Below are 15,100 nucleotides of genomic sequence, written 5' to 3'. Positions count from 1 at the left end.
TTCTAGGCTGTGTATAAACTTTTATAGGGATTTCGGGAAGGAATCATCTCATTTATGAAGATGTGTTGCATTGCAAATAAGCTTACTTTTTGATAAAGCAGCGTTTGTAATTTTAGAAGAACCGGAATTTGAAGACTAAAAATATCTTGAAATTGGAAATAAGCAAACGGAAATGGGAATGAAGTTTTTTCAGCTGAATCTATCTGATTGAAAATATATAATTTCGAACCCTTGTAGTTTAATTCTCTTCTGAGAATTACGCTAGAGAATTGATAATAATCTGCTGAATTTGATCGAGAATTTAAAGCACCATCATTTACCATCAGGCCAAAAGCCAGAAAGAGAGAAATGAGATATTTTAAATACTTTATCATCTATTTAATTTAAATTATAATTTCAAAAGTACAAAAGTAACGGTGAATTAAGGACTATTTTTTATTCATTGTCTTCACAAGCGTCATCCTCGCATTATACTTTAGGATTTTTGTTTGAAAAATCAGCTTGTTAAAAAAATAATGGTATTGTTGATAAGTGTTAGTACTGAATTGATTACAATTTACAAATTCAAAAAGACTATTTTTATTTAAAGGTTTTTGATTTTGGCTTTGTACAACTCAAAAATAGTGCTATTTTTGCACCCGAATACAAAAATCAGGGCCCGTTCGTCTATCGGTTAGGACGCATGGTTTTCATCCATGTAAGAGCGGTTCGATTCCGCTACGGGCTACAATTCATAAACACAATCTTAAAAAGCCTCGAAAATTATTTTTCGAGGCTTTTTTTGTTATTGGTTTTGGCTGTGCGTATTGTAGATCAGGTAATAGTCAGAGACGTTTGCGTAGCATTAATTACAAATTTATTCTTTGAAAGAATACTTTGCAGCGCTGGGTAGTCGATTTTTTCATTCGCTAAATAACTTAACTTTCAAATAGTTTAAATACTTTTTTCTCCATGATGTTTGTATAGAAAATCTTTTACTGTTGTCCAATGTATTTCTGTGTAGCGGCTATTATCGAGTTTTGCTATTTTTGAACGTTCATCTATCATATTGTGCATGTATTGCATTCCTTGCCAAGCAGGATAAAGTTCTTTTTCTCCTGGCGCTAATTTTCTTGCAATCTTTATAATTATAGCAAGAAGACTTTGTCCACCAGGTCTAAATAAGCCAAACTTCTGCCCTGTTACTTGACTAACTACTACTTTTACTTCGCGCGGACTTATTAGGTCACCTGCAATTCTAAGGTATCGAGGAGTGTTTGAGTCAAGAGCTACTTTGGCTGTAAATTCTGCGGTATTATCCATCGTGGTAAAGCCCAATTTGTAATCCTTATTTCCCCAGTATAGAATCATTTTCTGCTTGAAAAGAATCATAGGCATTTCATCTATTAGCAATTCCGTAAAAGCTCCGTTAAAAATTGATGTTGCACTAATTGAAGTTTTGTCAAGGTATTCGTGAAATTCACGTCTTAGATCCAAGTTGCGGTTTTCGCCATACGAAAACTTAGTAAAATCTAATGAATAGTCTGATGGAATAAACCGAGGAACGCCTGCTATATTGGCCGCATCTAATAAAACTTTTTGGGCATCTATAACCACTTCACTTAATCCGGCTAAAGCGGAAACGACGCAAGAAACACCAACGCAAGAAGTTTTTAATTCTTCCAAATTCCAACTGCTCACCTTATAAATTTTAACACCTAAATTTTCAAGTTCTTTTATTTTTTCAATAGCACTGTTCGACCGAACAACTATACGTATTTCAGCATCTTTATTTACTAAAGCCTTTACTATTCTTAGTCCTAAATTACCTGTCGCACCTGCTACTAAAATTATTTTTTTCATTTCTCTATACTGTTTTCTATTGTCCGGAGAAAGGTTTTACAATTAATCAACCTCAGTTCGCCTAAAAATCGACAAACTTGGCTGTTTTTCTTTAAAATACGTATTTAAAATATTTAATTTTTACAAGATAGGAATTCCTAGAAAATGAATAATCAACATTATTACAACGGTTATTCCAAAACTACACAAAGTAAGAATACGCCAATAAGTAGACCTTCCGTTCCCAAATCTCCAAATTCTTTCGCCAGTTTCTTTTCTGTTTGATTTTAAAGTAAATTTCGCCAGTATATATGTTGAAACAATAAAAATTAGAATTGCAATTATCCAAAATTTCATCATAATTTATATTTTTAAAATGCTGTTAAATTTACGCTTTTTTTTCAAAATATTACCAACGTTCCTGCTGCGCAAAGTCTCCCGACTTCGTACCCGATCCTATATGCCGTTAATACTTTACATCACTTTATTATTGGCTCGGAGAGGGATTGAGAACCTGTCGAAAGATTTTCAACCTTTTTTTTATCATTTATAATGAATCGATAAATGAGATAAAACGAAGTGAAATGCAATATTCTATCAAAGGTGTTCAAAACTACATCTTCAATAAAATAAGTTCCAATAGCGGCAAAAATATCGTTAAAAATTAAAGCAAATGCACCAAAAAAGTAATAGTATGCTTTTTTGTTTCCAAATTTTCCCAGATATAAAACTGCTGTAACTCCAAGAAATACAGCTACTATTGCATTAAAAATCAAAATGATGTTAAGAAAATTATCATCAATAATAGACATTAAAACATATAAGATTGCTAATAAAAACACACAATTTATGACTAATATAAAAAGTGAAAATCCTTTTGGTATCGTGTAAAGTTTTTTAGTTTTGATTGAATTGTAGCCTAAATTTATTATTGCTAAATAACAAAAGAAGGATGCCACTAATGCAGTTCTGTACAGCGGTATTGCATCTTCCCACAACAAAAGTAATATCTCATTTAGATAAAAGAAAAAAACGTATAAATAATAATTTAGAGTAAGTTTCTCAAAATTACTCAATACGGCATAAATTATAAAAGTTGGAATTATAAAAGGTTTAATATAAATTACATATGCCGGATTATAAAAAACTCCAGCACAAAAATAGACTATTAATAGAGTAATAGGTATAAATATTAATGATCTTCTAGTATTGATTGTGTACATAGATGTTAAGTTTGACGAAATTGTTGATAGAGTTTCTCTTCGCTGCTGTCCACAATTTTTTCTATTTAGTTTGTTTTAATTCTACTTTTCGGTTGTCAATAAATAATCTACAGCTTACAGAAAAGAAACCTGAAATATTTGTTTTAATATTCAGCTTTTCTCCTTCCTTGTTAATTAGATTACCGGTCATATTACTGGGTGTAATAAAACTTAATTGTTCATCTTGCAATTCATTATTTACATAAAGTTTTTCACCACTAAACCAATTATTAGTTATTTTAATTTCGGTTTCTTCGTATTTTGCAATCCATTCACTTTTCATTATTTAATATTTTTTAGATTAATTTTCATTTTTCTATACGGTTCAAATCTAGTCCACTTCATAAAGTCTCCCGCCTTTGTAGCCAATCCTATATGCCGATAACACTTTATATCAATTTTTTATTTGCTCATTATTGTGGGCGCAAAGTCAGAGACGTTTGCGCAGCGTATACGATAAATTTATTCTTTGAATGAACGCTGTGCGGAGCGGGGTGTTAACTGATGTTTTTTTACTTACTCATAATACTCAATCTTTCTTTCGATATAAAGAAGATCTCGATCTTGTCTTTCAATTTTAATTATCCAATTTCCTTTAGAATCGTATTTATATTGAGAAACAATTGTAGAATGGCCTCCTGTTTGAGGGTCGTTTGTTTGCTCTTCAATTTTATTTCCTTTGGAATCGTATTTATATTTATACAAAGTAGTAAAGCATTTTCCATCAGAGAGGTAGCACGTTTGCTCTTCAATTATACTCCCATTTTCACCATATTTATATTTTTTCATCGAATCCTCAGGTGTTCCATCACTGTTATATCTCTGAGTCTCTATTTGATTACCTTTTTCATCATATTTATATTTCTCTACATGGCTAAGTATTCCATCGCTATAATATTCTTGCTCCTCAATTCTATTCCTTTTTACGTCGTATTGATATTTATCAACGACTTCAAGTTTTCCGTCTCTATAGAATTCAAGCAGAATCCGATTTCCTTTTTTATCGTATTTTAATTTCTCCACATAATCAAGTGTTCGTCCATCATCATAATAATGTTCAATTTTAATTTCATTCCCTTTTTCATTGAATATTTTTAAAGTATTAACATTTGAATAATTTGTCGGTCCTCCTTTCATCACTTCTCCAAATTTCTCAACCCCTTTAAAAGCAATTTCTTTAACAGACTTTACCTGTCCTTTAAGATTTTCTACTTGTAAATCATTTTTTGATAATTGGCTGCAAGAAACCAATGGTACAAAGAGTAAAAAAAGTATTTTTTTCATAATGTATTTAATTTCCCGACACTTTTTTGTGTTTTGGCTTTACTTAGCGGTTGATCGGTTTTCATTATAGTTTCTGATTTCGTCATTTTCAGTAAAATCTCAGTTAACGGTTTGCTGCTTTGAGGTGGCTGGAAGTTCGTAACCTTTCAACTTTCTGCTTTTCAGAAAGTTGATGCAAAACAGTAATTCCACTAAACTCCAGCTAGCTCAAAACAGCCTTTAGCCGACGTTATTTATCTTTTTCTTTGGCAATAATTTCGCAATGTAAAATGAAGAATTATATTATGACTTTTATTAAAGGTAAATATTTCATCATCTTGTTCCCAATGTTTAAAATATGTTTTAAGTTGAATAGAAATATTTCCAATAATTGATAAGTCAAATAATAATTCTAATAATTCATTAGCATTTTCAGAAAATCCGTGCTTTTTTAATTCATTTTCAAAATATCCAAATGTAACAGCTTCACTTATGCAAGTATTAAAAGTATCAAAGATTGAATTAATATCTTTTGATGAATAATGTGCAGATAATTCATTTCTTAATTCTTTAACAAACTCAACAGAATATTTTCCTAGTAAAACATTTACATCATTTTTATTTATTGGAATTGGTAATTTTAGTTCAGATAAAGGTTTAAAAAATAATATTAAATCTCTAGGTCTAATTAATGTATGGTCAATTACATATTTAAAACTTGTATAAGTATAACTTTCATCACTAGCTATTAGACTTTCCCATGGTCTTTCTTTATCAAAATCAAATTCATTATTCTCAAAATTTAATTTTATTCTTTTATTAATAAATTGTTTTATTGCTAATTCATCTTCATTTTTGTAAACACTAGAATGTTGATACCAATTCAACAATATTTCATAACTTGAAAATAATTTTGCTGTATCAGCATCTTCGTTTAGCAGAAATCTTGAAATATCATCTCTTAAAAGTAAAATTATTTTTGCACTTATACCTTCTTTACCGAAAAATGAAATGTTATAATCCTTTACAATTCTTAATAAGTTTAATAAGGTTTGTATATTATTTTCGCTTTTTGAATTAAACCCAATGTCCAAATCATCAAAAATTAAAATATAATGATTATCTCTATTTTGAGTGTTTAAAAATAATTCTTTTACAGTTGCTTTGAGATGTGGTAATAATTTATAAAAAGGTGCTTTTCCACTTTTTATATCATATCTATTTCCGAATTTGGCGGATAAAAATCTTTTAAAATAATCCACATTAATTTCCCAACCTTTGTTTTGAATTACTTCTTCTATCTGATTAGATTTTATATCAATAAAACCTGAATTTTTTTTCAAAAAAATCTTTAAATCTTGAATTTCCTTTTGATTTGAAATTCCTTCATTACTTATCAATTGATTTATTAATTTAGTTAAAATTATCCATTCAATTAATAATTCTTGACTAATAAGATTATCACTTTCACTTGTTAATTGTGTTATTTTTTCAATATCAATATCACCTTTTTTAATAAAGTCACAAAAATATTCAGCATTATCTCTTGAGATAGAATAGATTTTTTCTGCAATTGCAGACTTTCCACTACCTTTTCTTCCTGATATAATGAATTTTTCGTTTTGTAGTTTTCCTAATACATTCAAAAAATCTTCAAATACTACGTCGAGTTGAACTTTTGAGTTCATTGTGCTTTCAGCTTCAGCTTCAGGAGAACCAATGAAAAAGTTACTCGTATCTTTCCTTAACTTACTTATTTCTTTCGTAGTGAATTTTTCGAATATTCTCATATGTATTTCGTTTTTTTATAATGACGGCTAACTTGTTTATATGTGTGACAAAATCACACAAAGCGACCCGAATTTGGGTAGATAGGTGTGATAATTATCGCACAATATTTAATTTCAAATATATAATAATTATCTTATAAATTATAAAAGCAACTTTATATTGTTGAATACCGCGGTCTGCGTGAAGGATGGCAGTGGAGCTCTTTATTGTTTTGTCCCGCAGGGCAAAACATTAAAAGCGGGAACAAACAGCCTGACCCGCAGTCTCGTCTTTTGGGACGAGGCGGAGGGGCACGCCCAAATTATTTTCCGTTTAACTCCTGTGATTTTTTCAAATAAACGGCTAAAATTCAGTTGCGTTTCATTCCGTCCCGACGTTTCGGGATCGGGATTGGGAACGTGAATAAAAAACTTGTTTGGGTTGCAAAAATTTTATAATTTTGCAGTCCGAATTTATAATATAAATAAAGAAGAAGATGGATATCAAAAGAGTAGCAACAGACGCAGTAACTGAGACAATTGTAATGACTGTAGTTCAGATGGATTACAAAGGTCAGGTTGCAAAAAGAATAAATGAAAAAATGCCTTTGGCAACTGTTAAAGGATTTAGAAAAGGGGCTGTGCCTAAAGATCTTGTTGAGAAACAATACGGGAAAGCAATCAAACAAGAAGAAGTTCAAAAAGTGGTTGACTTGGCTTTAGAGCGTTTCGTACAATCAGAAAGATTAAACCTTCTTGGAACGCCATTGGCTAAAGTAAACGAAGATTTCTCTTGGGATACTGAAGAATTGGTTTTTGAATATGAAATTGGTTTAGTGCCAAACTTCGAATTGGATTTAGAAGCTAAAAACGACATCGTAAAATATGTAGTTTCTGCTGATGATAAATTAATCGAAGGTCAAGTGGAACGAATCCAAAAACAATTTGGTAAAGCTATTCCTCAAGATGCGGTTGTAGCGGGTTCAGATTTGACTGGAACTTTCACAAACGAAGAAAAAGGAATCAATAACACGACAACTATTGCTTTGGATATGTTCAAAGACAAAGCTACTGCTGATAAATTCATCGGTAAAAAAGTAGGTGATGTTGTGACTGTAAATACAAAAGATTTATTCGAAGACGTACATCAATTGATGGACGTGTTGAAAGTAAGTCATGATGAGGTTCACGAACTTGCGGTTGACGTAGATTTCACTATCGAAGCAGTCAATACAACTGAAATGGCTGAATTGAACCAAGAATTGTTCGATAAACTTTTTGGAGCTGGAACTGTAGCTTCTCTAGAAGAATTGAAAGCAAAAATCAAGGAAGATGCTGAATCTCAATTTGCGCAACAAGCAGACCAAAAATTATTGGCTGATGTTCAGGATTTCTTGATCGAAAACACAAAATTCGACTTGCCATCTGAATTCTTGAAAAAATGGTTGCAAACGGTAGGAGAGAAAAAATTATCTCCTGAAGAAGCTGAAGTTGAATATGCAAGATCTGAAAGAGGATTGCGTTTTCAGTTGATCGAAGGTAGAGCAATGGCTACAAGTGATATCAAAGTTACTTTTGAAGACTTGAAAACATTCACTACAAAATCAATCCGTCAGCAAATGGCTCAATTCGGACAAACAAATCCTACTGACGAAGAAGTTCAAGGAATTGTTGCGAGAGTTTTGTCTAACCAAGACGAAGTAAAAAGACTTTCTGACCAAGTGGTAGGAGAGAAAATGTTAGAATTGTTCAAAGAAAAAGCAAATCCAACTACTAAAGAAGTTACTTACGACGAATTTATTGCCGCTTCTTACGGAGAATAAATTCTAAAAAAATAAGTATATTTGAGCGTCAAAAGAATAATTTTTTTGGCGCTCTTTTGTTTCAATTAATTTTAGGAGCTAATCCAGCTGTACGTTACAAGTTTTTTCTTCCGTTTAAGTTTTTTAAATTCCTGCAAGAGCTTCTTCCAGTCGCTTTGCAAGAATAAAAAAACTAAAAAACGGAATTCAAAAAGCTTTTTACTCCCATCTGGGCTAAAAATAAGACATATTGACATCATTTGTAAATAGGTATGACCTTTGCATTGATTGGAACAACAAGATATTACGTAAAACTTAGAACAAAAAAATATGAACTACGGTAAAGAATTTAAAAAATTTGCTACAAAGGACCACGGCGTAAACTCCATGTATTACGATAAAATCGTAGGCGCAATGACTCCTAAAAACATGACTCCATATATCATCGAAGAACGTCAGTTGAATATTTCACAATTAGACGTTTTCTCAAGGCTGATGATGGACAGAATTATATTCCTTGGAACAGGAATTGATGACCAAATTGCAAACATCGTTCAAGCACAGTTATTGTTTCTTGAAAGCGCTGATGCTTCTAAGGATATTCAGATTTATTTGAATTCTCCAGGAGGAAGCGTTTACGCAGGATTGGGAATTTATGACACAATGCAATACATCAAGCCAGATGTAGCAACTATTTGTACAGGAATGGCAGCTTCTATGGGAGCAGTTCTTTTATGTGCAGGAGCAGCTGGAAAACGTTCGGCTTTGCCACATTCAAGAGTAATGATTCACCAACCATCAGGAGGAGCTCAAGGAGTTGCTACTGATATGGAAATCAACTTACGTGAAATGTTGAAACTGAAAGATGAGTTATATAAAATAATCTCTCACCACTCCGGACAAACTTTCGAGAAAGTACACGGTGATAGTGAGCGTGATTATTGGATGATTGCTGAAGAAGCAAAAGCATACGGAATGATTGATGAAGTTTTAGTAAGAGGATAAATTATTAGTCGAAAGTCAAAAGTCCGAAAGTCAAAAGCATTGCTGAGACTTTACGACTTTTGACTTTATGACATTAGACTAAAAGAATGGCAAAAGTAGTATTAGAATGTTCGTTTTGTGGAAGAAAGAAGCCAGAAACCAATTTATTGATTGCTGGTATCAATGCACATATTTGTGATAAATGTATCGAACAGGCACACGGAATTGTTTTAGAAGAATTAAAATCCAGCGGAAGTTCAAAACTGGTTGGAGATTTGATTTTGAAGAAACCAAAAGAAATCAGAGCGTTCTTGGATCAATATGTAATTGGACAGGACCAAACTAAAAAAGTAATGTCGGTTGCGGTTTACAATCACTACAAACGTTTGATGCAACAGCAATTAGACGATGAGGTAGAGATTGAAAAAAGTAACATCATCATGGTGGGACAAACAGGAACAGGAAAAACATTGGTGGCTAAAACAATTGCAAAAATGTTGGATGTGCCTTTGGCTATTGTTGATGCGACAGTTCTTACAGAAGCAGGTTATGTTGGGGAAGATGTCGAAAGTATTTTGACACGTCTTTTACAAGCTGCTGATTATGATGTTGCAAAAGCAGAACGCGGAATTGTATTCATCGATGAAATAGATAAAATTGCACGTAAAAGTGACAATCCGTCTATTACTCGTGACGTTTCTGGTGAAGGTGTACAACAAGCATTATTGAAATTATTGGAAGGAACCGTTGTGAATGTGCCACCAAAAGGAGGACGTAAGCACCCAGACCAAAAATTTGTTGAGGTAAATACACAAAACATTTTGTTTATTGCCGGTGGTGCTTTTGATGGAATCGAAAGAATAATTTCGAAACGATTGAACCGTCAGGCCGTAGGGTATTCTACTTCTAAAAATGTGGATAATATCGATAAAGACAATTTGTTGCAATACATTATTCCAAAAGATATCAAAGATTTTGGATTGATTCCGGAGATTATTGGTCGTTTGCCAGTATTGACACACATGGATCCTTTAGACAGAGAAACCTTGCGAGCGATTTTGACACAACCTAAAAATGCGTTAATCAAACAATACGAGAAATTATTTTTAATGGACGATGTAGAATTCACTATTACCAATGAAGCATTGGATTTTATCGTAGATAAAGCGTTAGAATATAAATTAGGAGCTCGTGGATTGCGTTCGTTATGCGAAGCAGTATTAACCGATGCGATGTATGAATTACCGAGTTCTGATACTAAAATATTAGAAATCGATATGGATTACGCAAAGGAAACGTTGAATAAAAATTTATTGAAACGTTTGGAGATTGCATCATAAAGATTGCATTTTTCTCAAAAATACAAACCTGTTCATTGATTTGAACAGGTTTTTTTATAGATTTTTTTAAAAGCTATATTCTTGATTTTAATAGAGAACGGACTTTAAATATTTTGTAATTTTATTGGCGGAATTTAAAAGGGAAACGTTAGTTTTTAAAATATATCTAGAAAATTTTAAATCTAAAAATATAGAAAAGATGATAAAAAAAGTTTGGCTTAATTTACCCGTTAAAAATATTGAAGCTTCAAAAAAATTCTTTCTTGAAATTGGTTTTTCATTTAACGAACAGCACGATACGGCACATTCAACATGTTTGTTAGTTGGAGATGCTAATTTTGCAGTGATGCTTTTTGAAGAAACTCAATTTGCAAGCTGTATTCAAAATAAAATTACGGATACCCAGTCAAGCTCAGAAGTTTTAATTTCTATTGATGCCGAAAGTAGAGAAGAAGTGAATGAGTTCGCAAAGAAAGTAGAAGCAGCCGGAGGTACGGTTTTCGCCAAACCTGCCGAAAATCAAGGTTGGATGTACGGTTGTGGTTTTGCCGATTTAGATGGGCACCGTTGGAATATGTTATATATGGATTTTAGTAAAGTGCCCAAACAGTAGGACTTAAGTCAATTTAAAAAACAAACAAAATGACAACACTGGAATTTAAAATCGAGATAAACGCACCAAGGGAAAAAGTTTGGGACGTTTTATGGGAGGAGGAAACATACAAAAAATGGACTTCCGTTTTTGGTGAAGGGACTTATGCATTAAGCGATTGGAAAGAAGGAAGTAAAATTCATTTTTTGTCTCCAAGTGGGGATGGGATGAACAGTATTATTTACCAGAAAATTGACAATGAATATATTGCTTTTATGCATTTGAGTGAAATCAAAAACTTTCAGGAAATGCCTATTGATGATCCAAATCAAGAGTGGTCTGGCGCTATGGAAACCTATCTATTAACCGAAAACAAAGGAGTCACTGTTTTAGAGGCGAAAATGGATTCAGTCGAAAAATATGTCGATTATTTCAGAATCACATTTCCAAAAGCCTTAGATTTGGTAAAGAAATTTTCTGAAGAAAAATAAAATATTAATTCTAAAATTACACTTATGGCATCAATTAATCCCTACTTAGTCTTTAATGGAAATTGTGAAGAAGCATTCCTTTTTTATCAATCAGTATTTGGTGGGGAATTCCCTTATATTGGAAAATTTAAAGATATGCCACCGGCAGAAGGTAATCCAGTGCTTTCTGAAGCAGAAGGAAATAAAATCATGCATGTTACTTTACCAATCGGTGATGGATCAATCTTAATGGGCAGCGACATTAGTTCAGCAAGCGGCGATGTTGTTTTTGGACAAAACATTTCACTTTCAATCAATGCTCAGAGCAAAGATGAAGCAGATAAATTATTTAATGGTCTTTCGGCTGGAGGAACTGTGACTATGGCAATGAATCAGACCTTTTGGGGCGCTTATTTTGGGATGTTTACGGATAAATTTGGGATTAATTGGATGGTCAATTTTGATGAGAATGAAAAATAATTGTCGTTAAAAAAAGTCTATTTCACTAACGGATTACTACGGTTTGAGATCAAAATAGTTGGAATCAAACTAGACTACGCAAAAGAGATTTTTAATAAAAATTTATTGAAACTATAGGAGATTGCATCGTAAAGATTACATTTTTCTCAAAAATATAAACCTGTTCATTGATTTGAGCAGGTTTTTTTATGAGGAAATTAAACTATTTGTTTTTGTGTAAAAAAACAAACATGATTCTTTTTTTATCACCATTAGAATGCCGATTTTTGTGCATTCTAAATCAAATAATTGCAAGATGGAAGTAGTGGATAAAGAGATTATTTTATTAAAAGTTTCTGGCCAGGATAAACCAGGGGTAACTGCTGGTTTAACATCCATATTGGCGACTTATGATGCCATTATTTTAGATATTGGTCAAGCAGATATTCATGATACATTGTCTTTAGGGATCTTGTTTGAAATAAAATCGGGTTCTTCTTCAGGGCCTGTTTTAAAAGATTTATTGTTTAAAGCCTATGAATTGGGGATCAAGGTTAAGTTTACCCCGATTTCTATTGCGGATTACGAAATTTGGGTAAAAGCACAACGCAAGCAGCGCTATATCATAAATATTTTAGGAGAAACATTGACGGCCGTACAATTGTCGGCGGTGACCAAAATAATGTCAGACAAGAATTTGAATATTGATTCAATCATACGATTAACCGGGAGAACCTCTGTGGTTGAGAAAGAGAAATACCCACGTTCTTGCATACAATTATCCGTGACGGGCGATATTCTTGATAAAACGTTTATGACTGCCAGTTTTATGGAGATTTCCCGAACTCTAGATGTAGATATCTCTTTTCAGGAAGACAATATGTACAGAAGAAACAGACGTTTGGTTTGTTTTGATATGGATTCTACCTTAATTCAAACCGAAGTTATTGATGAATTAGCTGAGTTAGCAGGTGTGGGTGAGCAAGTAAGAGCCATTACTGAATCGGCAATGAATGGCGAAATTGATTTCAGTGAAAGCTTCAAACAACGTATGGCTTTGTTAGAAGGCTTGAGCGAAGATGTGCTAAAAATAGTGGCTGAAAATCTTCCAATAACACAAGGAGCGCATCGACTAATGAAAGCCTTAAAATATTATGGATATAAAACGGCTATTTTATCGGGTGGATTCACCTATTTTGGTAAGTATTTGCAAAAGGAATTAGGGATTGATTACGTTCACGCCAATGAATTGGAGATTATAGACGGTAAATTGACAGGGAAATATTTAGGCGAAATTGTTGATGGTAAAAAGAAAGCAGAATATCTTCAAGCTATTGCCGATAAAGAAGGGATACATATCAACCAAACCATTGCTGTGGGTGATGGTGCTAATGATTTGCCAATGTTGAATTTGGCCGGCTTGGGAATTGCTTTTCACGCTAAACCGAAAGTAAAAGAAAGTGCCTCTACTTCAATATCCAGCTTGGGTCTCGACGGTGTTTTATACCTTTTAGGTTACCACGACAGGCATATTGATATGATGGAGGAAGAGTAAAATAGTGCAATAGTGATATAAAATGAAGGCTGTCTAAAAATACTTTTTGGACAGCCTTTTTTCTGTTTTAGACTTTAATAGTAGCTGTTTTTTTAGGTTTTTCCGATGTTTGCTTTTCTGAGGATTTACAAATTCCTCTAGCACCACATTTCATACGGTGCGGTCCGCAGGAACTCAGTAAAACTAATGTAATCAAGATGTAAATGGTGTTTTTCATCTTAGCTGTTTTTTATACGGTTTGAAACTGCATACTTTTCAATTGTTCCAGATAATCTCTTTGGTTTGATAATCTTGGAATTTTATGTTGACCACCGAGTTTATTTTTTCCTTTTAACCAATCATAGAATAAGTTTTTTCGAGCTACATTAATTACTAGCGGATTCAACGTCATGTTATTGTAGCGTTTTGCTTCGTAATCAGAATTTAGGGATTGTATCGAGTCATCCAAAGCTTTCTGGAATTGAGACACATCAGCAGGATTATCCTTGAATTCAATCATCCATTCATGAGCTCCTTTTTCTTTACCTTCCATAAATATGGGAGCAACGGTATAATCGACTACTTGCATTTGGGTCATTTTACACGCTTTGGCAATAGCCTGATCCGTATTTTCGACCATTAGTTCTTCTCCAAAAACATTGATATGATGTTTGGTTCTGCCGGTAACCCGAATACGGTAGGGATTCAATGAGGTGAAACGCACAGTGTCTCCTATCAGATAACGCCACAAACCGGAATTAGTGGTAATTACCAAGGCATAATTTTTGAAAAGTTCTACATCCGCCAACCGAATAACTTTTTGATCTAGCGTTCCAAAAGTATCCATTGGAATGAATTCATAGAAAATTCCGTAATCCAGCATCAATAATAAATCACTGGAATAATTTAAATCCTGAATGGCGAAAAAACCTTCAGAGGCATTGTATATTTCGTAATATTTAAAATCTTTTTTCGGGAGTATTTTTTTATACTGTTCTCGGTACGGTTCAAAATTCACACCACCGTGAAAGTATACTTCGAGATTCGGCCAAAGTTCGAATAAATTGCCTTTTCCGGTTTCCTCCAACATTTTATTCATTAAAACTAACATCCAGGAAGGAACGCCAGCAAAACTGGTTACATTTTCGTTTTTTGTTTCGTTTATAATCGCAGCAATCTTTGTTTCCCATTCACTCATTAGGGAGATTTTATTGCTTGGCGTACTGCTGAATTCAGCCCAAATAGGCATATTTTCAATCAATATTGCTGACAAATCCCCAAAGAATGTATTGTTGTCCTCGTATATTTGGGAGCTTCCGCCAAGGCGAAGACTTTTTCCTAGAAAAAGTTCCGAATCTTCATTATTGTTCAGATACAAACACAATAAATCTTTACTTCCCTTATAATGACAATCTTCCAGCGCTTCGTTACTTACCGGAATAAATTTACTTTTGGCATTGGTTGTGCCGCTTGATTTTGCAAACCATTTTATAGGCGTTTCCCAAAAAACATTTTGTTCTCCTTTGCGGGTTCTCTCAATCAGCGGCTGTAATTCTTCGTATGTAGAAATAGGGATTCTTTCTGCAAAAGTCGCATAGGAATTTATCGATGCATATTCATATTTTTTGCCTAAAACAGTATTTTTTGAAGAATGAATTAAATTCATAAGCAATTCTTCCTGAACTTCATTAGGATATTTCAAGAAAAGTTCGATCTGATGGATTCGTTGTTTAAGAACCCAAGAAGCAAACGAATTGATTATGGTTAGAGGCATTTTTAAATTATGAATTATGAATTGTGAGTT

At 33.0% G+C, this 15,100-nt stretch carries 16 protein-coding genes and 1 tRNA gene; 8 read left to right on the top strand and 9 right to left on the bottom strand.

Annotation, left to right across the window (positions count from 1 at the left end):
* Positions 1-2: 2 nt before the first annotated feature.
* The gene (locus BUC23_RS01440) at positions 3-374 is read right to left on the bottom strand and encodes a hypothetical protein (RefSeq protein ID WP_073204238.1); all 372 of its coding nucleotides are present in this window, start codon (positions 372-374) and stop codon (positions 3-5) included.
* A gap of 281 nt (positions 375-655) precedes the next feature.
* Here BUC23_RS01440 and BUC23_RS01435 point away from each other — a divergent pair.
* Positions 656-727 (top strand) — tRNA-Glu (locus BUC23_RS01435).
* A gap of 206 nt (positions 728-933) precedes the next feature.
* Here the strand turns inward: BUC23_RS01435 and BUC23_RS01430 are convergent.
* The 6 genes from BUC23_RS01430 to BUC23_RS01405 form a co-directional block, all read right to left on the bottom strand.
* Positions 934-1,842, bottom strand: coding sequence for an NmrA family NAD(P)-binding protein (locus BUC23_RS01430; protein WP_073204234.1), 909 nt, complete (start codon positions 1,840-1,842; stop codon positions 934-936).
* Positions 1,843-1,962: 120 nt separating this feature from the next.
* Complete coding sequence (locus BUC23_RS01425; protein WP_073204231.1) at positions 1,963-2,181, bottom strand: hypothetical protein; 219 nt, start codon at positions 2,179-2,181, stop codon at positions 1,963-1,965.
* A 119-nt stretch (positions 2,182-2,300) separates the two neighbouring features.
* The gene (locus BUC23_RS01420; RefSeq protein WP_073204227.1) at positions 2,301-3,044 is read right to left on the bottom strand and encodes a hypothetical protein; all 744 of its coding nucleotides are present in this window, start codon (positions 3,042-3,044) and stop codon (positions 2,301-2,303) included.
* Between the two features lie 61 nt (positions 3,045-3,105).
* Complete coding sequence (locus BUC23_RS01415; RefSeq protein ID WP_073204224.1) at positions 3,106-3,366, bottom strand: hypothetical protein; 261 nt, start codon at positions 3,364-3,366, stop codon at positions 3,106-3,108.
* A 233-nt stretch (positions 3,367-3,599) separates the two neighbouring features.
* Entirely contained in the window at positions 3,600-4,367 is a 768-nt protein-coding gene (locus BUC23_RS01410; RefSeq protein WP_073204221.1) for a hypothetical protein, read from the bottom strand.
* Positions 4,368-4,600: 233 nt separating this feature from the next.
* Positions 4,601-6,136, bottom strand: coding sequence for a P-loop ATPase, Sll1717 family (locus BUC23_RS01405; protein WP_073204218.1), 1,536 nt, complete (start codon positions 6,134-6,136; stop codon positions 4,601-4,603).
* 476 nt (positions 6,137-6,612) lie between these two features.
* Here BUC23_RS01405 and BUC23_RS01400 point away from each other — a divergent pair, with 476 nt between their 5' ends.
* The 7 genes from BUC23_RS01400 to serB all read left to right on the top strand — a co-directional run bounded on the left by BUC23_RS01400 (position 6,613) and on the right by serB (position 13,317).
* The gene (locus BUC23_RS01400) at positions 6,613-7,938 is read left to right on the top strand and encodes a trigger factor (protein WP_073204215.1); all 1,326 of its coding nucleotides are present in this window, start codon (positions 6,613-6,615) and stop codon (positions 7,936-7,938) included.
* A gap of 309 nt (positions 7,939-8,247) precedes the next feature.
* Positions 8,248-8,922 (top strand): ATP-dependent Clp endopeptidase proteolytic subunit ClpP, encoded by a 675-nt coding sequence (clpP, locus tag BUC23_RS01395; RefSeq protein ID WP_073204212.1) that lies wholly within the window; start codon positions 8,248-8,250, stop codon positions 8,920-8,922.
* Between the two features lie 86 nt (positions 8,923-9,008).
* The gene (gene clpX, locus BUC23_RS01390; RefSeq protein ID WP_073204209.1) at positions 9,009-10,241 is read left to right on the top strand and encodes an ATP-dependent Clp protease ATP-binding subunit ClpX; all 1,233 of its coding nucleotides are present in this window, start codon (positions 9,009-9,011) and stop codon (positions 10,239-10,241) included.
* Positions 10,242-10,440: 199 nt separating this feature from the next.
* On the top strand, positions 10,441-10,854 hold the full coding sequence (locus BUC23_RS01385; RefSeq protein ID WP_073204796.1) for a VOC family protein: 414 nt from the start codon (positions 10,441-10,443) through the stop codon (positions 10,852-10,854).
* Positions 10,855-10,883: 29 nt separating this feature from the next.
* Entirely contained in the window at positions 10,884-11,324 is a 441-nt protein-coding gene (locus BUC23_RS01380) for an SRPBCC family protein (RefSeq protein WP_073204206.1), read from the top strand.
* Between the two features lie 24 nt (positions 11,325-11,348).
* Positions 11,349-11,783, top strand: coding sequence for a VOC family protein (locus BUC23_RS01375; RefSeq protein ID WP_073204203.1), 435 nt, complete (start codon positions 11,349-11,351; stop codon positions 11,781-11,783).
* Between the two features lie 295 nt (positions 11,784-12,078).
* Entirely contained in the window at positions 12,079-13,317 is a 1,239-nt protein-coding gene (serB, locus tag BUC23_RS01370) for a phosphoserine phosphatase SerB (protein WP_073204200.1), read from the top strand.
* Between the two features lie 67 nt (positions 13,318-13,384).
* Here serB and BUC23_RS17415 read toward each other — a convergent pair whose 3' ends face one another.
* Positions 13,385-13,534, bottom strand: a complete 150-nt coding sequence (locus BUC23_RS17415; RefSeq protein ID WP_167365543.1) for a hypothetical protein — start codon at positions 13,532-13,534, stop codon at positions 13,385-13,387.
* Between the two features lie 12 nt (positions 13,535-13,546).
* The gene (locus BUC23_RS01365; protein ID WP_073204197.1) at positions 13,547-15,070 is read right to left on the bottom strand and encodes a GH3 auxin-responsive promoter family protein; all 1,524 of its coding nucleotides are present in this window, start codon (positions 15,068-15,070) and stop codon (positions 13,547-13,549) included.
* Between the last annotated feature and the right edge of the window lie 30 nt (positions 15,071-15,100).

Origin of the sequence: Flavobacterium xinjiangense (assembly GCF_900142885.1) — a bacterium.
GTDB lineage: Bacteria > Bacteroidota > Bacteroidia > Flavobacteriales > Flavobacteriaceae > Flavobacterium > Flavobacterium xinjiangense.
This window is presented reverse-complemented; position numbering and strand designations above follow the sequence as displayed.